This window comes from Prosthecobacter sp. (genome assembly GCF_014879935.1).
Lineage (GTDB): Bacteria > Verrucomicrobiota > Verrucomicrobiia > Verrucomicrobiales > Verrucomicrobiaceae > Prosthecobacter.
Genome location: NZ_JACSRD010000113.1, coordinates 32,310 through 54,262, shown reverse-complemented (window position 1 = coordinate 54,262; position 21,953 = coordinate 32,310). Strand labels below are relative to the sequence as shown.

Genomic DNA, 21,953 nt, shown 5'->3' with positions numbered 1-21,953 from the left:
CGGCTCACGCCACCACGCCCTTCACCAGGTTTCCGTGGATGTCCGTGAGCCGGTAGTCGCGGCCCTGGAAGCGGAAGGTGAGGCGTTCGTGATTGAGGCCGAGGAGATGCAGGATCGTGGCATTCAAATCGTGCACGTGGACGGGATCACGTGTGATGTTGTAGCAATAATCATCCGTTTCGCCGTAGGTGATGCCTTTTTTCACGCCCGCACCGGCCATGAAGAGGGTGAAGCAGCGCGGATGATGATCGCGGCCGTAGTTCGTCTCGGTCAGCGTGCCCTGGGAGTAGATGGTGCGGCCGAATTCGCCGCCCCACACGATGAGCGTGTCGTCTAGCAGGCCGCGTTGCTTCAGATCCCTGATCAACGCGGCGGTGGGCTGGTCGGTGTCATAGCACTGGCCTTTGATCGCGTTCGGCAGGCCGCCGTGATGGTCCCAGCCCATGTGGAAGAGCTGGATGAAGCGCACGTCGCGTTCCGCGAGGCGGCGGGCGAGCAGGCAGTTCGCCGCGTAGGTGCCGGGGTTCCTGACCTCCGGGCCGTAGGCGTCGAGCACGTGCTGCGGTTCCTTCGAGGTGTCGATCAAATCGGGCACGCTGGACTGCATGCGGAAGGCCATTTCATACTGCGCGATGCGGGCGGTGATCTCCGGATCGCCGAAGAGCTGATGATCGCGTTGATTCAAGGCGGCGAGCTCATCCAGCATGCCTCGACGCATGCCGCGGTTCAGCCCGGAGGGATCGGAGAGATACAAAACAGGATCGCCCACATTGCGGAACTTCACTCCTTGATGCTGCGTGGGCAGGAAGCCGCTGCTCCACAGGCGGTCGTAGAGCGGCTGGTCATCGCGACGGCCGGTGCCGAACGAGGTGAGCACGACATAAGCGGGAAGATCGCGATTTTCGCTGCCGAGGCCGTAGCTGAGCCACGAACCGATGCTGGGACGGCCGGCGAGCTGCGAACCGGTCTGGCAGAAGGTGATCGCGGGATCGTGATTGATCGCCTCCGTGTGCATGGAGCGGATGAAGCACAGCTCGTCGGCGATCTTCGAGATGTTCGGCATCAGCTCGCTGATCCACGCGCCACTCTGGCCATGCTGCGCGAATTTGAACATCGACGGCGCCACGGGGAAGGTCTTCTGGCCCGAGGTCATGCCGGTGAGGCGCTGGCCCATGCGAATGGAGGCCGGCAGATCCTCGCCGCGGCGCTTTTCCATCTGCGGCTTCGGATCGAACAGGTCCATCTGCGACGGAGCGCCGCTTTGGAACAGGTAGATGATGCGTTTCGCCTTCGGCGCGAAGTGCGTTGGCGAGGCAACAAGTTGTGACGCGAGCGCGGTGGAACCGAGCGCGAGACCGCTTTGCTTGAGGAAGGCACGGCGATTGAGGCGGTCTTGGAATTGAAGCGTGGCGGAGGGCATGTCAGTCGCGGGTGATGGTGCGGTCGAGATTGAGCAGGATGCTCGCCGTCGTGGTGTAGGCGGCGAGTTCAGGCGCGGGGATCGAGGCATCGGGCTTCGAGGCGCCGGTGGCGATGAGCTGGGCGGCCGATTCGGGGTTCGCCTGGAATTCAGCGAGGCGTTGTTTCAAACCGGCGAGCAGCAGACGCTTCGTGTCGGCATCCGCAGCGCGTGAGGTCACCAGGCGGTAGGCGAAATCGAGCCGCGCTTCAGGCGTGTCGCCGCCTTCCTGGATCACACGCTGCGCCAGGGCCCGTGCGGCTTCGACAAAGGTCACCTCATTGAGCAGCGCGAGCGCCTGCAGCGGCGTGTTGGTACGGGAACGCTTCACGGTGCAGAGTTCGCGGGAAGGGGAGTCAAACAGCAGCATCGTCGGCGGTGCGGCGGTGCGCTTCCAGATGGTGTACATCGTGCGGCGATAGAGTCCCTCGCCCGTGTCGGCCTTGTAGCCGCGCAGATTGCCGTACTTGCTCGTTTCATCCCACACGCCTTCGGGCATGTAGGGCTTCACGCTGTCGCCGCCGATCTTCGGCACCAGCAAACCGCTCAACGCCAGCGCCTGGTCACGCACGAGTTCGCCCGCGAGGCGGAAACGCGGCCCGCGTGCGAGCAGGCGGTTGTCGGGATCTTTGGCGAGCAACTCGGGCGTGACCTTGCTCTGCTGCCGGTAGGCATGGCTCGTCACCAGGAGCTTCTGCATCGCCTTCATGTCCCAGCCCGTGCGCACGAACTCGGTGGCCAGCCAGTCGAGCAACTCGGGATGCACCGGATAGTCGGCCTGCGAGCCGAGGTTCTCCGTCGTCTTGCACAAGCCGTAGCCGAAGGACTTCTCCCACGCGCGGTTCACCCACACCCGGGCCGTGAGCGGATTGGCCGGATCGACCAGCCACTTGGCGAGACCGAGGCGGTTCATGGGCGCCCCTTTCGGCAGCGGTGGAAGCACCGCGGGCAGGCCCATGCCGACCTTCGTGGTCGGCTTGTCGTATTCGCCACGGTTCAAGATGAAGGCGTCGCGTGGCTGCGGCATTTCCTCCATGACCATGACGCTGGGGAGCTGCGCCCGGGCGTCTTCCAGCGCCTTCTGCTTCGCGGTGACCACGTCGTTGGCGCGTTTCAGCGGGCTGTCCACGTTGGCGATGAAGAACTTCTGGATCTCGCCCTTCTGCTGCGCGGTGCGCTTCTCCACAGGCACTTCGAGGATGGCCTTCAAGGCCGCGAGCTGCGTGTCGCCATCCAGCTTCAGCGTCTCCGCGGGCGTGGAGGACGCGGAGATGCGGAAGCGGCCGATGTTGTGGCCGCCGATGGCCTCATGGCGGAGACGCAGCAGCAGTTGCGTGCCTTCCGGTGCATTCACCGGCGTTTGCAGCACAAACATCGCTCGGCGTGGATCGCGTTTCGTCGGCCCGTCGATGGCCCAGCCTTTGCCACGCGCACGTTTGAGCACTTTCTCAATCTCGTAGCCTTTCTGCGAGTAGTCCGCGCTGACGCGGGCCAGCGTCTGTTTCTCCGGCTTGCCGCCGGGCTTCTGAACGAAGACATCGAAGTCGGTCAGCACGAAGTTGCCGTTCGAATAACGGCCAAGGCTCTGATTGGGCAGCGAGGCATCGGGCAGGCATTCCAGCAGCAAGGCCGTCACGCCGCCCTTCGGCAGCGGGGCGTCGAAGAGGTAGGTGTCTTGGGCTGGATTCGGCCCGCTGGCCAGGTAGGAGCCATCGCTTTGACGCGTGAGCTTCGCCCCTTTGTCGCCCAGCTTGGAAACGACCTGCGTCGGTGCCAGCGGTGCCCACGCGGTCTGGCCTTGCGCCAGGTTCTTGAGCGCCGTCGCCTCCCATGCGGCGATGAGTTTGCCGAGATCCTTGCGCGCTGCGGTCGCTTGCTGTTTCGCCGCATCGATCTCCTGCTGAAGCGCCGCCAGACGCGCTGCCGCGGCGGGATCAGCCACGGTGACCACGGGTGCCTCGTTGCCGCCGGAGCGGTTCGAGCCGCCGGTGATGGTGCCGCGGTCGGTGGTGTTGTTGAAGAAGGAGAAGAGCTGATAAAACTCCTTCTGCGTGATGGGGTCGTATTTGTGATCGTGGCAGCGGCAGCAGTTCAGGCTCAGCGCCAGCCAGGTGAAGCCGGTGGTCTCGACGCGGTCGATGACGTTTTCGATGCGCCACTCCTCGGCGATGATGCCGCCTTCGCCATTGATGCGGTGGTTGCGGTTGAAGCCGGTGGCGATCTTTTGATCGAGCGTGGCGTTCGGGATCAAATCGCCGCCGATCTGCTCGATGGTGAACTGGTCGAAGGGCTTGTTGTCATTGAAGGCGCGGATCACCCAGTCACGCCAGGGCCACATGCTGCGGCTGCTGTCGGTCTGGAAGCCATGGCTGTCGGCGTAGCGGGCGAAATCCAGCCACTGCATCGCCATGCGCTCGCCGTAGTGCTTCGAGGCCAGCAGGCGGTCCACCAGCTTCTCATAGGCATTTGGGGCTGCATCCTGCTCAAAGGCTGAAACCTCGGCTGGCGTCGGCGGCAGCCCGGTCAGATCCAGCGACAGCCGGCGAATCAGCGTGGCGCGATCCGCCTCCGGTGAAGCTTTCAGTCCTTCCTTGGCAAGCCGGGCGGTGATGAACGCATCGATGGGATGCTGATCCGGCTTCTGAGCCGGAACGGCGGCGCGAACCGGCGGCAGGAAGGCCCAGTGGCCCTGGTATTCGGCCCCTTCGGTGATCCACTGCTGCAGCAGGTCCTTCTCGCGTTGGGACAGCGGCTTGCCGAGCTTCGGCGGCGGCATCAGCTCGTCCTTGTCCGCCGTGAGGCAACGGGCCACCAGCTCGCTGTGGGAGGGATCGCCTGGTTGGATCGCGACCGCGCCGGATTCGGCCGGTTTCAGCGCCGCGTCACGCACATCGAGCCGCAGCCCGCTTTTGCGCTCCTTTTCATCCGGTCCGTGGCAGTGAAAGCACTTGTCGGAGAGGATGGGACGGATGTCGCGATTGAAGACGATCTTCTCCGCCGCCGGTGCCAGGGCAGGGAGGGTGACGAACAGCAGAAACAGGGGGCGCATGCGAGGAAAAGAAACGCCACAGCGACCCGCGTTCTTAGAAAAGCCGGTCCGATCCCCCAGGGATGAGGGATGAGCTTCTGGGAGCCTCCAGTCTCATGGTCTCATCGTCGCCCTTGGCCTCCCCTCATTCCACCACTCCATCGATCCATCAAGCGAATGACGACCCGTTCTCCGTAGCAAGACTGCGAAGGATGAAATGGCGAATGCGGAAGAGTTGGAGACATGGAGGCTTTGAGAAGGGGGGAGCGAAGGGCGACTGGCTTGCGAGCCGAGGACAGGGCCGTTGTCGTTGTTCAAGGCGGGTGCCGTGGGGGCGAAGCGGTGGGGCAGGGACTCTTGCTGCGCCCGTCCGGAGGAGTGACCTGGGCCGGCGTGACCCGGGTCAGGCAACTGTCCAACTCATTCTCTGAGCAGGCCGGCACGGCGTGAGCAGACGAAGGGCGGAGGGACAGTAGGTCGGTGGAGCAGTGGGGCAGTTGGAAACTGGGAGAAGGGGGAGCGCCCCGTTTTCCGCAGCATGACGATGGGGGAGGTCCCTTTGACGATGGTAGGGGCCCCCTTGGGTGACGTCGAGGGTGCCAACGCCCCAAGCCCGGGCGGCGGCAGGCATGAAGCAGCCTTAGTCCTCCGCCGCGCCTTCTTCGCCGTGGCCTTCCTCGGCCATGCGCTGGATGGTGCCGCTGAGCAGGTCGATGTAGCCGTTCACGTCGAGCGATTCGGCTTCAGGCTCGCCACGCACGGCGTAGAGCCAGCCTTGCTCGTAGGGGTCGCTGCGGACGATGCAGGCATCGACCTTGAGGCCGGGATTGCCGCCGGCGAAGGTACCGGTCATCACACAATAGACATCTGACGCGGCCTTGAAGCCTTCCACCCAGCCGATGTTGTCACCGGGGGCCACAGGGTCGCCTTCCTTCATCTTCCAGTCGCAATCGACGAGCTCCCCGAGCATGCGGGTGGCGAACTTGGTGAAACCGACCCGCCACAGGCCGGGCTCGCCTTCCACGGGAGCCATCCAGTAGTGGGAGCGGGAGTAGCGGAAGCTGTCGGGGAAGCGGGCGGAGAAGCGGGCGTGCTTGAAGCGGACGAAATTGAGCATGACGGGCGCGAAAACTGAAAGAAGGCAGACGGGTCAATGAGTGGTCAACGGTCAAGCCTCGTCAAGAGTTGCACACTGGAGCGTTCGTGCGCACGATCCATGACCCACCTTGACCTTTGACGGCGCAGCCATCGTGACTTCAAAGCACTACGCACGGCGGCGCAGGCCGACGTAGGCCATCACGACGCCGACGAGGAAATGCACGCCGAGCATGATCATGGCGAGATTCGGGGCGGCGAACCAGGTCTTCACGAACAGGTCGATCGGTTCGAAGAAGGGTGTCTTTTGCAAGGAGTCGATGATGCCGGACCAGCCGTAGTGCGCGGTGATGAAGGGGTGCACCACATGGCCGAGCGCGGTCGGGAAGCCGAGCAGAGCCCCGCAGAGCAGCACATTGATGCTGAGCAGGGTGAGGGAGACACTGTGGGCACGTTCGGAGGTGCTGGAATTGGCCGAAATGCCCAGGCACAGGGCGAGGAAGGCGGCTCCGGACAGGGCGGGGAGCAGCAGCTTCGCCAGTCCGGCTCCAGGCAGGCCGCCGGAGACGATGTCGAGGAACATTTCCATCCAGACGCCCTGCACGAGAATGATCGGCAGCATGAAGAGCAGGGTGCCCAGCAGCCAGGCCGCGGGGGAAACGCCACCGACGCGCTCGCGCTCATAGATCGCACGACGGGCGGCGATTTCGCGGGCACCGAGGCGCAGGGCCATGAACATGACCAGCAGGACCTGCAGCAGGGTGATCATGGAAACGGTGTGGCTGGCGGGCCAGAGCACCTCCGGCGTGGTCACGCCGCCGGCGGCTTCCTTGATGAGCTTTTTGTTTGGCCAGAGAAGCAAGGCCGCGATGGCAGGGCCACCCGCCAGCAGGGAGGCGTGCACGATCCACTCACGCGGCGAGCGGCGGAGCAGCGACCAACGGCGCTTCACCAGGTGCTGCGCCTGACCAAAGAGGCCGGGCAGGGGAATGATCGGCTTCACCTCGGCTTCGTCGGTCTTCTTCGGCGTGGCCTCCTCCTCGGACTTCTGCTTCATCACGATGGTGCGGTCCGCGTCATCGGGATCTTCCTCCGCGGCGGAGAGGCTCTCAGCGGCACCGCCCAGCTTGAAGGCGGCGTAGTAGGCGTCGCGATGCTTCATCCAGGAGTCGCCCCAGCGTTGCGCCGGGCGTTTGGCCAGACGCGCATAGACCTCGTCGTAGGTCGGCACGGTGAAGTAGTGAGGGATGGCCCGTGCGGGGCCGTGGAAGGCCACGTAGCCCTCGTGCAGCACGACGACGGTGTCATACGCGGCCAGATTGGCCAGGGAGTCGGTCGCATGGACCACGATGCGGTCCGGGCGGTCGCTGGCGACGAGCTTCAGCAGCGCCTCGAACTCGCGTTCGCTGCGCACATCGAGGCCGACGGTGAAATCATCGCACAAGACGATCACGGGATCCGCCACGAGGGCGAGCCCCAGCTTCAGGCGGCGGCGCTGCGGCAGCGCCAGGGTCGAAGTGCGCTCCGTGGCGATGTTTTCCAGGCCCACCGTGACGAGAACGTGGGACACGCGGGAGAGCAGCTCGTCGCGCGTGCGCCCAGCCCCGCGCAGGAGTGCGGCGCTGATGAGGTTTTCGCGCACGGTGAGGTGCTCGATCAGGTTGTCGTCGCCGGAGGGCACCCAGCCGAGCTGGTTCGGATAAAGCGGCTGCTTCAGCAGGTCCCGGCTGCGCAGGGTGATGGTGCCGCCCTCGGGCTCCGTCAGGCCGGCCAGGATGCGCAGCAGGGTCGTCTTGCCGCTGCCCGAGGGCCCGATGACGGCCAGCACATGACCGCCCGGCGCCATGAAACTGACCTGCTCCAGCACGCGGAGCGGTTCCTTGTTCTTGCCGGGGACAACATGGGAGAGATTGTTGATTTCGAGCATGATGACCGATCTAAGCTGCTCCCATGCCGGGAGCCAAGGTCTAATTTTCAGTTCGCCGTTCGCGGTCCGCCGCTCTCTGTTTAACATATCGATCCCGCCCACTAGAACCGCGAACCATGACCTCCATCCTCCAAGTCCATCCTGCCGACGACGCCCTTGTCGCCCTGCGCGACCTCGACCCTGGTGCCAACGTGTCGTTGAACAGCCGTCGTTGGACGCTCCGCGACAAGATTCCCGCCAAGCAGAAGTTTGCCGCGAAGGACTTCGCCGTGGGCGATCTCATCACCATGTATGGCGTGACGGTTGGCAAAGCCACGCAGCCCATCGCGGCGGGTGCGCTCATTCACACGCACAATGTCGTCCACGCCACGGCCGCCTTCAGCGGGAAGCAAAGCGACTATGCCTGGACGCCGCCGGACGTCTCGAAGTGGCAAAACCGCACCTTCAAGGGTTTCAAACGCAGCCACGGACCGGCAGGCACCGCGAACTACTGGATCGTCATCCCGCTCGTGTTCTGCGAGAACCGCAACCTCGCCTTCATGCGCGAGGCGCTGGTGCGCAGCCTCGGCTATGGCAAAACCTCGCCGTATGAGCAGTTTGCCCATCGTCTGGTGCAGATGCACCGTGAAGGGGCCTCCAAGGCGCAGGTCGAGGCCGCCATGCTGGAGGCGGAGGCATCCGCGACTTCCACCCGCGTTTTCAAGAACATCGACGGCGTGAAGTTCCTCGAACATGGCCTCGGCTGCGGCGGCACGCGGCAGGACTCGCAGGCGCTGTGCCGTCTGCTGGCCGGTTACATCAACAGCTCGAACGTCGCCGGTGCCACCGTGCTCAGCCTGGGCTGCCAGCACGCGCAAGTGAGCCTCCTGGAGCAGGAACTCGCCGCGTTTTATCCGCAGATGAACAAGCCGCTGCTGATCTACGAGCAGCAGAAGAGCAAATCCGAGCGCGACATGATGGCGAACGCCATCCGCGACACCTTCCTCGGCCTCGCCCAGGCCAACGAGCAGACGCGCGAGCCATGTGCGCTCAGCAATCTCATCATGGCGGTCGAATGTGGCGGCAGCGACGGCTTCTCCGGCATCTCCGCCAATCCCGCCATTGGCCACACCGCCGATCTCCTCGCCGCGCTCGGTGGTGCGCCGGTGTTGAGCGAGTTCCCTGAGCTCTGTGGCGTGGAGCAGAGCCTGTGCGATCGCTGCGTGAGCGCCGACCTGGCCGATAAATTCGTCCACCTCATGCGTGCGTATGAAGGTGCCGCGCAGGCCTGCGGTTCCGGCTTTGATGCCAATCCCAGCCCCGGCAACATCCGCGACGGCCTCATCACCGACGGCATCAAGTCCGCCGGTGCGGCGAAGAAAGGCGGCACCGCGCCCGTCGTCGATGTCCTCGACTACGCCGAGCCGATCCGCCAGCACGGCGGCCTCACGCTCTACTGCACACCCGGCAACGACGTCGAAAGCACCACCGCGCTCGCCGGTGGCGGCTGCAACATGATGCTCTTCACCACCGGCCTCGGCACGCCCACCGGCAACCCCGTCTGTCCTACGCTCAAAATCGCCACCAACAGCACGCTCGCTCAGCGCATGCCCGACATCATCGACTTCGACACCGGCCCCATCATCACCGGCGAAAAGACCGTCGAGCAGATGGGCGAGGAGATGCTCGAACTCGTCATCGCCACCGCCAGCGGCGACTACACGCCCAAGGCCGTCGCGCTGGGTCAGGACGACTTCCTGCCGTGGAAGCGGGGTGTGTCGCTGTGAGGGGACATGACGGACACGCAGTCAGTGGCTTTCCGAGAAAAACTGAATACTGCGAAGCTTGTCTCCCTCTTTAAAAGTGACTTTGCGAGACCATCGTTCCTTCAAGTTCTCTTCGTAGTACTCGTTTTCTGAAACCTTGTGTTCACCAAGACCGAGTCGCTCAGCAAACTTGTGAAACACCTCACGATCGCCCGGAAACTTTAGCGAGTATGAGTTGTCGCCGACAAAGGTGTAAAGGGATAGATTTTCCTCATAAAAACCCACGAAGCCCATGGCGGTTTTGGCTGTTGGCTTAAACAGAGAAAAAACAAAGCCTGCCAGAGGTAAGGCTGCGACCCCAAGTAGGAACCATGTGACGCGGCTGCTAGAGAAACGACGAAGCATTCGTCAGCATAGCTCGCTTGCCAAAAGGTCCAATAGCTCTCTCATAGCTGGGTGAATCGATTCGTGCTTTTACCTTTAGCTTTTGTCGTTGCTGCCTCAGCCGCTCAAATCCCCGTCGTAGACGCCGCTGCGTTCGCGGAGGCCGCCAAATCCGTCGCTGCGGGTGACACGATCATTCTTCAAGATGGCACCTGGGCGGATGCACGGTTGAAGATTCATGCCAGCGGCACGGCGGAGAAGCCGGTGTCGATCAAGGCGCAGACGCCGGGGAAGGTGGTGCTGACGGGCGATTCGCGCATCTCCGTGGCGGGTGAACACGTCGTGGTGGACGGGCTGTGGTTTCAGAATCCGACGGGTGAGGAGGCGATCGAACTGCGCATTGATTCCGACGAACTCGCTCGTGACTGCCGCGTGACGAACTGCTCGGTGACAAACGAGTTGCAGGCGGCACCGGGGAAGTCGGCGCGGTTTGTGTCGATCTACGGCGCACGGAACCGCGTTGATCACTGTTATATCGCCGGGAAGACGTCCGAGGGCACGACGATGGTCGTGTGGCTGTCCAACGAGGCGAAGGATCAGGGGAGGCATCAGATCGACCACAATCACTTCGGCCCGCGCCAGAAACTCGGCAAGAACGGCGGCGAGACGATCCGCCTCGGCGACAGCAAGACGTCCATGCTGACCGCCGCGTGCGTGGTGGAGCAGAACCTCTTTGAGAAGTGCGATGGCGAAGCCGAGTGCATTTCCAACAAGTCCTGCGGCAATGTTTATCGCCATAACACCTTCAAAGGCGTTTCCGGCACGCTGACGCTAAGGCATGGGAACAAGTGCATCGTCGAAGGAAACGTCTTTGATGGACAGGGTGCCAAAGGCACCGGGGGCGTGCGTGTCATTGGCGAATATCACATTGTCACCGGCAACCACTTTGAGAACCTCACCGGCGACGATGAACGCAGCGCGCTATGCATCATGCTCGGCATCCCGGATTCGCCTGCGAACGGCTACTTCCAGGTCAAACACGCGGAGATCAGAGGGAACAGCTTCAGCAACTGCGAGCACAACATCCTCATCGGCATGAGCGGTGACAAGAAGGCCACGCTGCCTCCGGTTGAAACCTTCATTGCCGACAACCAGATCGACACGATCAAAGGGAAAGCCTTTGAGATCAAGTGCGCTATTAATGGGGTCTTCACCAAAAACAACAGTGACAAGAAGAGCGATCAGCCGAGGCATTCTCGGATCCCTGAACCCACCGGCCCTGGTTGGTGGAAGTAGTTTCGATTGGTAATCGAAGCCGTATGCCCGCTTGATTCGAAGGCCAGTCGAATCTACCCGGACTCATGCGCACGAACGTCCTCGGCACTCCGCTCATCTGCTGCTGTCGCCAGCCCATGACCGGGTTCTATCGCGATGGCTACTGCCGAACCGGGCCGGGAGATGTCGGCCTGCACACGGTCTGTGTCCAGGTGACGGCCGAGTTCCTGCGGTTCTCGCAGCTTGCGGGCAATGATTTGTCCAACCCTGTGCCGGAGTTTGAGTTTCCAGGACTCCAACCGGGCGACCGCTGGTGTCTCTGCGTGACGCGCTGGAAGGAGGCGCTCGACGCTGGAGTCGCACCGGCGGTATGTCTTTCCGCCACACACGAATCCGCGCTGGAATGGGTGGATCTCGCAGACCTGAAGGCTCACGCCCTCGACGAGCCCGGAGAAGTCATCGAGTAATGCGCGGCGGTGCGACCGAAAAGCAGGCGCAGCTTTGTGGTGATCGAGGCGAAGGAACGGCGGATGAGGCTCCACAGGCGCGGGATCACCAGCCACAGCACGATGAGCACGATCGTGAACAGGCAGAGGGCCAGCACCGGTTTCATGACCATGACGAGCGTGCCCGCCGCCACGGTGATGTCTTCAGCGATGCTCAGGGTGATGTTCGATACCGGTTCCGGCGAGTGATTGACCAGCAGGCGCGTGCCGGCCTTCGCGCTGTGTGTTGTCAATGCGGCACCGCCGGCGAGCAGGGCAGCCACGACTTCCATATGGGCGGGCATTTCTCCCAGTGCCTGCATGGCGAGGAGGGTGCCGCCGACGGGGCGGATGAGGGTGTGAAGGCTGTCCCAGGCGGAGTCGAGCCACGGCACCTTGTCGGCCACGAATTCGATAACATACAGCACACCAGCGGTGGCGAGCACCCACTCGTGTCCCAGCACTTCAATGGCCTGGTATTTCGTGGCGAGGTGGAGCACGTCAAAACGCACCAGCATGCCGGTGAGAAACACCGTGAGATACAGGTTCAGCCCTGCGAGCGAAGCCAGCCCCAACGCGAGGCCCAGTTGTTCGAGGATTTGCATGGGCAGCCCTATAACACGACTCGCCGTTGGAGCCGAGACAAGTTTGCCAGGATTTTGGAGGCAGCGGTCGGTTCCGGCTCTCCAGAAGCACCTCCGCCACCGCGACAGTAGCGAGCAGGAACGTGTGAAGATCAGCGAGTTGCTCGGAAAGCTGCGGCCGTTGGTGGGTTGAGCCTTTGGCTCTCAGCCACGTGACAGGTCCGTTGAATTCTGTGGGCATGGGGCGGGCTTTCAGCCCTCGTCCGTGTGTTGTTCGTGGTGTCTCTCGATACCTGGGCCGATGGCCCAGGTGTGGACCCATCATGTGCATCTAGCCATCCGTCTCTCTCGCACTGGATGTCCCTCGAGACCAGGAGCGCCCAGCCTCAGACAACCTGACCTGCATCGGCAAAAATCAGCCGGCAGGCAATGAACTGCGCCGGACAGGCAGTAGAATGACGGCAGTAGCACCGGAACTCCGGGGGCGGGGTGTGGAACAGGGAGTAACATTCATGCTGCCAGCCAGGGGAAGCTCGAATGGGCCGCAGAGGGGCAGAGAGGCAGAGGGCGCAAAGAATTCAAAACTCTCAGACCTCTGCATCCTCTGCTCCTCCGCCCCTCTGCGGTGAAACGAACGTCCGAAACGCCACCTTGAACTGGGAAGTTAGTCGGGAGAATGATTCAGTCCATTCTGTTGTCCCCATTCTGCCTATTCTGTGACTCATTGGATTTCCAGTTCATCCGGAAAGCGCGTTCACAGGGTGCGTTCAACATCGGCAACTGCCCAAACCAAGCCCGGCCATGTCACCGGGCCGATATTCAACTCGTGGCCTGTGAAAATGCTCTCCGCGCCAACTTCTCGGATGAACTGGAGAATCGTCCTCGTTCAGGAGCGCCCGCCTCGCCGTTCAGTTCCACGCGCAGGTTCGTCGGCGCGGCCAGGCTGGTTACATAGGTGGGGGCGCTTTTCACGCCCAGGCCGCTGCTCAGGATCACCTTCCGGTTGCCGTTGCTCGCCTGCTGCACGTCGGCCGCGCGCACGTTCATCGTGCCGACGATCGCCCCGCGTTGTTGCTCCCGCAGCGCGATTGCGTCACGCAGCATCGCCTCCAGATTCAGCACCGCCATGGCCGCGTTCTGGTAGGCGTTGAAATCCGCCAGGAAATCCTCCGGCTGCGGCATCGAGCCCCCATCCTTTTCGCTCTGCGAGCTACGAAGGACACGTCCTCTCTTCGCCAAGGTTTCGAAGCAGACGTCCCGCCGCTCCGAGTGCCCTGTCTCCTCTTCCCAATGTCTCATCGTCTTGTCCCGCCGCTCCAGGCACTGGCGAGCCAGCCTGTGGCGGCCGTCCTTCACTGGGGGAGGATAGGCCGGCTACTTCGTCATCTTCAGCCAGGCGTTGGCGTAGCGTCTGCCGAGCTCGCGGAAGGAGGCGGAGTCGAAGTGAATCTTGTCGCCTTTGTGCTGGAGGCCTTCGGCGCTCACAAAGGCGGTGTGCGGCACTTTGCGGGCCAGATCCTGATGTGCCTGATCGACGATGACGGCCTCAGGTGTCCACGGCACGCCTTCGAACTTGCCCATCTGTCCGGCGATGAAGGGGACCTGGGGTGCTTTGACGAACTCGCGGAGGCGTTTCACGAGATCGTGCAGCTTGGCCTCGTAGGCGGGAGCCAGGTCGGGCTTGCTGTCGCTCTCGCCCTGATGCCAGAGGATGCCTTTCAAGGTGCCTGCGGGCAGGGCGGTGGCGACCCGCTTCACCATGTCGTCCCACGGATGGCTCTTGGTGGCCGGATAGAACACACCGGGCATCCAGGTGTCGATGGGGGAGCCGCCGACCGCGCAGGGGATGAGGCCGATGGTGACGCCGGGATTCGCCTGGGCGATCTCCTGGCCGAAAGTTTTGCCAAGGCCGACACCGGCGGCCGGTTTGTCGAAGTGCATGGGATCCGTGGCAGGCACCCAGCGGCCGTCTTTGCTGAGCATGAGCACGCGTGGATGCGGCGTCTTGTCCGGATCCTCCACCACGCCACGTCCGGCCATGTTTGACTGGCCGACGAGCAGGAAGAGCCAGAATTGATCCTTGGCAGGCGGGGTGATCTCCTGAGCCAGGGTGGTTGCGGCCAGGACGAGGGAGAGCAGGAATGAGAGACGGGTCATGGTGGGGAGAACATGCCAGAACGTGCGTGGAACGGCGCTTCTTCACGATCTTGCCGGGCTGCGTTTGCAGGCTTGTCATCTGCGGCGGCGTCCCGTAGAACTGCGGCCAATCATGAAACTGCCACGTGTCGCGCCCCTGGTCATCGCAGCCGCTGCGATGATCGCCTGCTTCGTCTGGGCGGCTGAAAACGAAGCGGCCGGCGGCAAGCCGACGCATTTTGGCGTGAAGGACGGCAGCATGCCGGAGGATCCGCGTGATTATCCACGCCGCGGCTACGGAAACGAGTATCCGACGTGGCCGGTGAGCAAGGATCTGCCGAATGACGTCTTCACCTTCGCCCGCGTCCGCTACAACTCATCCAGCGGTGGACGTGGAGGCTGGGGGCGGAACCGTAAGTGGTCCACCGATTACCCAGATTCTGACATGAACATGTCCTACCGCCTGCAGCAGCTCACGTCGCTGCAGGTGAATCCGAATGGGGCTGTGGTGGACATCGATCCCGAGCAGGTGCGCCATTATCCCTTTCTCTACATGATCGAGGTCGGGGACATCAATCTGGCCGACGAGGAGGCCAAGACGCTGCGGGATTACATGCTGAATGGCGGCTTCATCATGGTGGATGACTTCTGGGGCACGCGGGAGTGGGACAACTTCGAAGTGGCGCTGAAGCAGATCTGGCCGGACCGCAAGATCGAGGAGATCCCGCTCGAGCACGAGATCTTCCACATGGTTTTCCCGCTCAAGGTGAAGCCGCAGATCCCGCACATCCGCTACGCTGAATATGTCATCAATCAGGGCATCACGTATGAGTTCGACAAACCGGGCTCCGAGCATGTGCACTACCGCGGCGTCTTCGATGACAAGCGCCGCCTGATGATGGTGATCTGCTGGAACACCGACACGGGGGAGGGCTGGGAGCAGGAAGGCACGGACCCGTGGTACTTCCGTGAGTTCTCAGAGAAGTATGCCTATCCGCTGGGCATCAACATCATCTTCTACGCGCTGACGCATTGAAGCAGTGACGGGGGCATTTCTGCCCCCTCCGCCGTCGCCGTCAGCGCGGACCAGGAATGGCCCGGATACTGGTCACTCCTCGCCTTCGAGCTGTGCTTCGGACTTCTTCCGCTCACGCAGACGCGTGTTGTGATCGAGGATGCGTTTGCGCAGGCGGATGCTTTTCGGGGTGCATTCCGCCAGCTCATCAGGGGCGATGTATTCGATGGCACGCTCCAGGCTGAAGCGCACGGGGGGCGTGAGCTGGATGCCTTTGTCAGAACCGGCGGCGCGGAAGTTCGTCAACTGCTTGCTGCGGGTCGGGTTCACCGGGAGGTCGTCGGCACGCGGGTTTTCACCGATGATCATGCCGTCGTACACCTGCTCGCCAGCGCCGATGAAGAGCTTTCCGCGCACCTGGATGGTGTCCAGGGCGTAGCTGGTGGCCTCGCCAGCCTCGGTGCTCACCAGCGTGCCGGTGGAGCGGGTCTGCATCGGCCCGGCATGCGGGGCGTATTCGCGGAAGAGATGGCTGTGGATGCCGTGGCCGCTGGTCAGGTTCATCAGGTCGAACTCGAAGCCGATGAGGCCGCGGGTGGGAACGTAGGCCTGCAGGCTGGTGCGGCCGTTGTGGGCGCTCATGTCCTCGATCTTGCCTTTGCGCTCGGAGATCGATTTCATCACGCCGCCGAGGTAGTCGTCCGGCACATCGACGTAGAGGGTCTCGAAAGGCTCGCACAGCTCGTCATTGATGCGCTGCATGATCACCATCGGGCGGGAGACGAGCACTTCGAAGCCCTCACGGCGCATCTGCTCGACCAGAACGGCGATCTGCATGGCGCCACGGGCGCTCACGTCGAAAACGCCAGCGAGGTCGGTGTCCTTGGCGCTGATGGTCACGTTCATCTTCTGCTCGCGGTCCAGTCGGTCGCGGATCTTGCGGGAGGTGACGTGTTCGCCTTCGCGGCCGGCCAGCGGGCCGTCATTCACGGCGAACTGCATCACAATCGTCGGTGGATCGATCGCCACGAAGGGCAGGGCGATCGCGTCGGCCGCTCCGGCCACAGTCTGGCCGATGTCCACGTCCTCAAAGCCGGAAATGCCCACGATGTCGCCTGCCGTGCCCTCCACAGACTCACCTGTGGTCAGTGTCGTGTATTGGAACACCTTGGTCACTTTGACCGGCTTCGCTTTCTCATCCGGCGTTTTGCCCAGCAGGAACACACGGTCCCCGAGCTTCACGCTGCCGCGTGTGACTTTGCCAATCGCCACACGGCCGACGAAATTATCCCAGTCGATGTTCGACACGAGCATTTCGAAGCTGCCTTCGACCTCCGCCTTTGGCGCCGGGATGTGCTCGACGATCTTTCCGAGCAGGAAGGTCATGTCGTGCTGCTGGCCGGTCGGTGAGTCGGTGACCCAGCCAGCACGGGCGCTGCCATAGACGAACGCGGCGTTGAACTGGTCCTCAGTGGCGTCCAGTTCCAGGAACAGCTCCAGAACCTTGTCATGCACCTTCTGGGGCTCGATGTGCGGGCGGTCCATCTTGTTGATGAGCACGATGGGCTTGATGCCCTGCTCCAGCGCCTTCTTCAAAACGAAACGCGTCTGCGCCTGCGGGCCTTCATAGGCATCCACCACGAGCATCACGCCATCCACCATCTTCATCACGCGCTCCACCTCGCCGCCGAAGTCGGCATGGCCGGGGGTGTCCACAATGTTGATGATGTGGTCATTCCAGTGAACGGAGGTGTTCTTTGCCTTGATGGTGATGCCCTTCTCCCGCTCCAGGTCCATCGAGTCCATCGCACGCTCGGCGATCGCCTGGTTTTCGCGGAAGTTGCCGCTGGCGCGCAGCAGGCCGTCAACGAGCGTCGTTTTGCCGTGATCGACGTGCGCGATGATGGCGATGTTGCGGATTTTATCAGGGGTCATGGGCAGGTTTTTGGGGGAAGGGGGCCGCGAGAGTAGTCGCGAATGCCCAAGTGGCAACCACTTCGCTGCACCTGTTTCGCCCCGAATGAAAGACTCAACGACTCAAGGCCTTCCACACCGCCGGCAGTCGCTCCCGCACGAGTTTCAGGCTGGCGGGTGGCAGCAGCGCGGGCGTGAGCGGGATGTTCCGGGTGTCTTCGATTTCGAGATGGCCGGGAAGGCGGGAGTACTTGTAGTCCTTGTCCAGACTGCCGTCGGCAGCCAGACGGACGCCGCTTTGTTCGGGGCGTGCCACGGAGAGGTAGAACTGGTGATGCTCCAAGGCGGATGTCTCAGCGGTTTTCAATCGCAGCCGGGCCTTTGCGAGCTCGCGGAACAGTTCGCGGGCGGTGGCTTCGGCGGGATTCACGAAGAGGCGTTTTTCGGCGATGAGATCGCGGAAGGCCTCCTCTTTGCGCAGTGAATCGAAGGCGGTGTCGATCTCCGATCTGGCGAGCGGGTAGTGCGTGCAGCCGAGCACGATGGTTTGCAGCGGTTTCGTGGGGTTGGAGTCGCAATAAGCTTCCGCAAGGGCGCGGGCTTCCTTCATGGCGTAAGCAGAGACGGATTCGGGGAAGGCGGTGTCGCCTTCAATGGCACCGGCCAGCGTGGCGCTGCCTTGCTGGGCGATGACGGGCACGCTTTTGCCGGCCAGGCCGAGGGTTTGACTGATCGTGCGCGGATAAACGCCGCTGGCACAGGTTCCGACAGTCGCCAGCACACCGATGCCGCCTTCCGTGTTCGATTCGAGCACTCCCCGTGCCCCGGCTTCGACGACACCGACGACGATCACGGGGATCTTCCATGCGGCGACGGCTTGGCGGATGTCTTCGAGGCCGTAGGCGGTCGCGGTGTTGCAGGCGATGACGAGGGCTTTGACGGGCGGCTTGGTGAACTGCGGCGCTTTGCCATCAGCAGGCCAGAACCGGCGGCCGAGGAGGAAGATGGCGTCCTTCACGATCAATTCGCGCAGATAGTCGGTGCGGTTGACGGCGGAGTAGTTGCCGTAGGGCATGTTGGCCTGATCACCGAAGTAGATGAAGCGTTCCCGCTCGAAGTCCGGCCGTCCGTCGGCCCCAGGCCGCAAGGTGTCGTTATGAAACGCATCGAGCGTCAGCAATGCCTCCAGCACGGTGAGGCCGCCGATGCCGGAATCGAACACGCCGATGGGGAGATGGCGTGTCGCGTCGCTGTTCTGCCAAGCGGAGGCATCAAAGCTGAAGGCGGCTTTGCCGTCGGGATGAGCGTGGGCGTGCTCGATGAGATCCGCGGCAGGCAGCGCTATGGCGAACGACAGGAGGATGAGGAGAGTTTTCATGAAAACAGCATGCGGCCGATGATCACGGCCATGGCGAGACCGACGACATCGGCGGTCAGGCCTGCGGCGAGGGCGTGGCGGATGCGGCGGATGCCGACGCTGCCGAAATAGACGGCCAGAACGTAGAAGGTGGTCTCGGTGGAGCCATACATGATAGCGGCGGTGTACTTTAGCAGATCGGTGCTCTCCGGTCGCAGAAGGATGTCGTTGAGCACGCCGAGCGAGCCGGAGCCGCTGAGCGGACGCATCAGCGCCATGGGCAGCAGCTCCACCGGGAAGCCGATGAAGGAGAGCAGGGGACGCAACACGTACTCGAGGAGGAGCAGGGCACCTGAACTGCTGAAGACGGCCAGCGCGGCCAGCATGGCGACGAGAAAGGGCATGATGCGGGTGGCGACGGCGAATCCTTCCTTCGCTCCTTCGACAAACTCTTCGTAAACCTTCACTCCTTTGGCGAGGCCGACACCGAGCGTGACGACGAGCATGATGGGGATCGCAAGGCCGGAGCCGCCATTCATGAGGCGCTTCCACACGGGCTCGGCTGCGGGTGCGTCAGCGTCCGCAGGCGCTGATGCGGACGGTTTGAGGGCAGGCACGGCTTTCTGCTTTGCCTGGACGACGACTTGATCCAAGCCGGAACTTCTCAGCACGGTTTCACGTGCGGTGGCGGGCAGGAATTCCAGCGTGGCACAGGCACCGAAGATCACGAGCAGGGCGATGAGCCAGGCTTTGCGTTTTGGGGAGATCGATCCGGCCCCCGCCATCGCTGTTTCGGTTGTTTTGGCCCCGGTTTCGCTGTGGTCGTCGGGCTGAATGGCAAACAGGGGCAGACGGCCGTAGAGCTTCGCCGCGACGACGGCCGTCACCACGGTGCAGGCGGTGGCGAGGATCGTCGGCATGATGATCTGATGCGCGCCTTTGACGCGGGCGGCGTTGAGGTAATTGATCGCAGTCATCGGCACCAGGGTGAAGGCGGCCGTGTTCATGGCGAGGAAGGTCACCATGGCGTTGCTGGCCGTCTGCTTGTTTGGATTGAGCTCCTGAAGATGCGTCATGGCCTTGAGACCGAGCGGCGTGGCGCTGTTGCCGAGGCCGAGCATGTTGGCGGCCAGGTTCATGATCATGGCGCTCATCGCGGGGTGATCCGCCGGGACATCGGGAAACAGGCGGCGCATGACCGGGGACAGCGCTCGTGCGGCCAGCTCCAGCAGCCCGGCCTTTTCCATCACGCGCATGACGCCGAGCCAGAAGATCATCAAGCCGGCCAGAGGCAGGGCGATGTCCATGACTGCGGCCTTCGATTTCGACAGGATGGCGGCCACGACGCCGGTGTCGCCGGAGATGTTTCCGAAGAGCGCCGCGGCACACAGGCCGGCGAGGATCAGGAAGGACCAGATGTAGTTCAGCATCTTGTGGCGAAATGTGTGACAACGCGGTAACCAGGAACGAGGGCAATGCGTAATCGTTCCAGCTCCAGCCTCAAGCCAACTCTCGTTCGTTTTTTTCATGCCCATCCCAATCCAGCGTGCCAGCCAGGCCAGCGGTGTCAGCCCTCATGTGATTCGCATCTGGGAGCGGAGATACAATGCCCTGAGCCCGAGCCGCACCTGCACGAACCGGCGGATGTATTGTGATGAGGCGGTGCTGCGGCTGAAACTGCTGCGCCTGCTGACAGAAAACGGGCACCGCATCGGCCGCGTGGCCGGGCTTTGCACGGCGGAGCTGGAGGAACTGGTGCGAAAGCTTCCTGCGAACGCAGAAGCCGTGCCCGCGCCGGCAGGCGGCCTGGAGCTTCCGGGGCAGTTTGTGGAGGCCGCGATCGAGGCGTCGAAGCGATACGATTCCGATGCGCTGCGGGGCGTCCTGTCGCAGGCCCGGCGTCAGCTTGGCCAGCGTGGCATGCTGCATCATGTGATCTGCCCGATGATCCTGAAGGTCGGGGAAAGCTGGCAGCAGGGGACGCTGCGCCCGAGCCATGAACACATCGCGACGGCGGTGATCCGCGAGCTGCTGCTGACACCGGTCCCGGGCAGCCAGATCGCCGCGCATGCACCGGAACTCGTGGTGGCGACTCCGGCGGGTGAACTGCATGAACTTGGAGCTCTCATCGTGGCTGCCTCGGCCCGTGATCTGGGCTGGCACGTGACTTATCTGGGCCCGAATCTTCCCGTGGAGGAGATCGCCGCCTGCGCCGCCGCCCGCAATGCCCGTGCAGTGGCTCTGAGCGTGGTGTATCCGGAAAAATGTCCGGTGATCGAAGGAAAACTGCGGCGCATGCGCGACATTCTGCCTGCGACGATGAAACTGATCGTGGGAGGACGTGCGGCGGAGAGCTACCGGGAGACGCTGAACGAAGTGGACATCCTGTGGGCCAACTGCCTGCACGGGCTGGACGATGTGCTGCTGAAGATTCAGCGGTGACGCCGGTTGCGCGAACAGCGACTCCCTCTAGTCTTGGCGGCCTCATGCTTCTTTACCGCACCAGCCAGGGAAACTTCATCCAGACGCAGGACACATGGCACCGCTTGCCCGAAACGAACTGGGACGCGCTTTTTGACGCGCCCAATCTCGTCACCTACCTCACAGGCATCGTGGCGTCGTCGCCAGCCGTCGCCGCCCCGGCGCCAGAGACCCTCCTGGCACCGATCGTGTCCCAGGAAGTATGGGCCGCGGGCGTCACCTACTTCCGCAGCCGCACCGCACGCATGGAGGAGTCGAAGGACGCGGGCGGCGGCAGCTTCTATGACCGCGTGTATGCCGCCGAGCGGCCGGAGATTTTCTTCAAGGCCACGCCGCAGCGTGTGGCGAATCCGAATCAAGCGATGCATCTGCGGGGCGACTCGAAGTGGATGGTGCCGGAACCGGAACTGACGCTGGCGATCAACAGCCGCGGCGAGATCATCGGCTACACGGTGGGGAACGACCTTTCCTGCCGTGACATCGAGGGCGAAAACCCGCTCTACCTGCCGCAGGCGAAGTGCTTCAAGCTCTGCGCCGCGCTCGGTCCGGCACTTCTCATTCAAAACGAGCCGCTGGCCTCCTCCACGCGCATTCACCTGCGGATCGAACGCAATGGCGCGGCTGCGTTTGAAGGTGACACGACCTTGGCGCAGTTGAAACGCACGCCGCAGGAGCTGGCGGGCTTCCTTTATCGCGACAACACCTTTCCCACGGGCGCCTTCCTGATGACAGGAACCGGCATCGTCCCCGGCGACGAATTCACGCTGCAAAGCGGCGACATCGTCAAGATCACCATCGACGCCATCGGCACGCTGGCGAATCCGATGGCCTGAGGTGCTGCGTTGTTGCATCCCTGGACTTGCATCGCATCATTCCCACATGAGTTCGGCTCTGACATTCGCCCAACCGCAGACTCCTGCCGTGAGTCTGGGGGAGGCGGCGCAACAACTGATGCTCTTTGAACTCGAACCGGAGGACCCGCGTTACACCCGGCTGGATGAAGGCAGGGGAACGAAAGAGCTGACCAAGCTCGAAACTTTTCTTCGAAACGCCGCGAAAGTACCGAAT

General features: G+C 63.0%; 17 protein-coding genes. 6 read left to right on the top strand and 11 right to left on the bottom strand.

Annotated elements, in window-relative coordinates; translation table 11 throughout:
• Positions 1–4 precede the first annotated feature (4 nt).
• The 4 genes from IAE77_RS08155 to IAE77_RS08140 form a co-directional block, all read right to left on the bottom strand.
• Positions 5–1,420 (bottom strand): DUF1501 domain-containing protein, encoded by a 1,416-nt coding sequence (locus tag IAE77_RS08155; RefSeq protein ID WP_294224515.1) that lies wholly within the window; start codon positions 1,418–1,420, stop codon positions 5–7.
• 1 nt (position 1,421) lies between these two features.
• The gene (locus IAE77_RS08150; protein ID WP_294224512.1) at positions 1,422–4,508 is read right to left on the bottom strand and encodes a PSD1 and planctomycete cytochrome C domain-containing protein; all 3,087 of its coding nucleotides are present in this window, start codon (positions 4,506–4,508) and stop codon (positions 1,422–1,424) included.
• Between the two features lie 619 nt (positions 4,509–5,127).
• On the bottom strand, positions 5,128–5,604 hold the full coding sequence (locus IAE77_RS08145; RefSeq protein WP_294224509.1) for a glycine cleavage system protein H: 477 nt from the start codon (positions 5,602–5,604) through the stop codon (positions 5,128–5,130).
• 147 nt (positions 5,605–5,751) lie between these two features.
• On the bottom strand, positions 5,752–7,509 hold the full coding sequence (locus IAE77_RS08140) for an ATP-binding cassette domain-containing protein (RefSeq protein ID WP_294224506.1): 1,758 nt from the start codon (positions 7,507–7,509) through the stop codon (positions 5,752–5,754).
• A 116-nt stretch (positions 7,510–7,625) separates the two neighbouring features.
• On the opposite strand from IAE77_RS08140, the gene IAE77_RS08135 reads away from it, so the two are divergent.
• Positions 7,626–9,275, top strand: coding sequence for an altronate dehydratase family protein (locus IAE77_RS08135; RefSeq protein WP_294224503.1), 1,650 nt, complete (start codon positions 7,626–7,628; stop codon positions 9,273–9,275).
• Positions 9,276–9,296: 21 nt separating this feature from the next.
• On the opposite strand, the gene IAE77_RS08130 is transcribed toward IAE77_RS08135, so the two are convergent.
• A complete protein-coding gene (locus tag IAE77_RS08130; RefSeq protein WP_294224498.1) occupies positions 9,297–9,659 on the bottom strand; it encodes a hypothetical protein in 363 nt (120 codons plus the stop codon).
• A gap of 63 nt (positions 9,660–9,722) precedes the next feature.
• On the opposite strand from IAE77_RS08130, the gene IAE77_RS08125 reads away from it, so the two are divergent.
• Both IAE77_RS08125 and IAE77_RS08120 read left to right on the top strand, forming a co-directional pair.
• Complete coding sequence (locus IAE77_RS08125; RefSeq protein WP_294224495.1) at positions 9,723–10,934, top strand: polysaccharide lyase 6 family protein; 1,212 nt, start codon at positions 9,723–9,725, stop codon at positions 10,932–10,934.
• Between the two features lie 65 nt (positions 10,935–10,999).
• Positions 11,000–11,380, top strand: coding sequence for a DUF2237 domain-containing protein (locus IAE77_RS08120; RefSeq protein ID WP_294224492.1), 381 nt, complete (start codon positions 11,000–11,002; stop codon positions 11,378–11,380).
• Here the strand turns inward: IAE77_RS08120 and IAE77_RS08115 are convergent.
• The 3 genes from IAE77_RS08115 to IAE77_RS08105 all read right to left on the bottom strand — a co-directional run bounded on the left by IAE77_RS08115 (position 11,344) and on the right by IAE77_RS08105 (position 14,139).
• Complete coding sequence (locus IAE77_RS08115; protein WP_294224489.1) at positions 11,344–12,003, bottom strand: DUF4126 domain-containing protein; 660 nt, start codon at positions 12,001–12,003, stop codon at positions 11,344–11,346. The two genes, IAE77_RS08120 and IAE77_RS08115, sit on opposite strands and share 37 nt — an antisense overlap.
• 798 nt (positions 12,004–12,801) lie before the next feature.
• On the bottom strand, positions 12,802–13,338 hold the full coding sequence (locus tag IAE77_RS08110; protein WP_294224486.1) for a hypothetical protein: 537 nt from the start codon (positions 13,336–13,338) through the stop codon (positions 12,802–12,804).
• Positions 13,339–13,356: 18 nt separating this feature from the next.
• Positions 13,357–14,139 (bottom strand): sialate O-acetylesterase, encoded by a 783-nt coding sequence (locus tag IAE77_RS08105; RefSeq protein WP_294224483.1) that lies wholly within the window; start codon positions 14,137–14,139, stop codon positions 13,357–13,359.
• Positions 14,140–14,251: 112 nt separating this feature from the next.
• On the opposite strand from IAE77_RS08105, the gene IAE77_RS08100 reads away from it, so the two are divergent.
• Entirely contained in the window at positions 14,252–15,154 is a 903-nt protein-coding gene (locus IAE77_RS08100; RefSeq protein ID WP_294224480.1) for a DUF4159 domain-containing protein, read from the top strand.
• A 72-nt stretch (positions 15,155–15,226) separates the two neighbouring features.
• Here the strand turns inward: IAE77_RS08100 and typA are convergent, their stop codons facing one another.
• The 3 genes from typA to IAE77_RS08085 form a co-directional block, all read right to left on the bottom strand.
• Positions 15,227–17,068: a translational GTPase TypA gene (gene typA, locus IAE77_RS08095; RefSeq protein ID WP_294224478.1), complete on the bottom strand. Its 1,842-nt coding sequence runs from the start codon at positions 17,066–17,068 to the stop codon at positions 15,227–15,229.
• Positions 17,069–17,162: 94 nt separating this feature from the next.
• Positions 17,163–18,425: an aspartate/glutamate racemase family protein gene (locus IAE77_RS08090; protein WP_294224475.1), complete on the bottom strand. Its 1,263-nt coding sequence runs from the start codon at positions 18,423–18,425 to the stop codon at positions 17,163–17,165.
• The gene (locus tag IAE77_RS08085) at positions 18,422–19,834 is read right to left on the bottom strand and encodes a nucleoside recognition domain-containing protein (RefSeq protein ID WP_294224472.1); all 1,413 of its coding nucleotides are present in this window, start codon (positions 19,832–19,834) and stop codon (positions 18,422–18,424) included. The genes IAE77_RS08090 and IAE77_RS08085 overlap by 4 nt, the downstream gene beginning before the upstream one ends.
• A 97-nt stretch (positions 19,835–19,931) precedes the next feature.
• Between IAE77_RS08085 and IAE77_RS08080 the strand changes: the two genes are divergently transcribed.
• Both IAE77_RS08080 and IAE77_RS08075 read left to right on the top strand, forming a co-directional pair.
• Positions 19,932–20,846, top strand: a complete 915-nt coding sequence (locus IAE77_RS08080; RefSeq protein ID WP_294224469.1) for a cobalamin-dependent protein — start codon at positions 19,932–19,934, stop codon at positions 20,844–20,846.
• 44 nt (positions 20,847–20,890) lie between these two features.
• Complete coding sequence (locus IAE77_RS08075; RefSeq protein ID WP_294224466.1) at positions 20,891–21,718, top strand: fumarylacetoacetate hydrolase family protein; 828 nt, start codon at positions 20,891–20,893, stop codon at positions 21,716–21,718.
• Positions 21,719–21,953 lie beyond the last annotated feature (235 nt).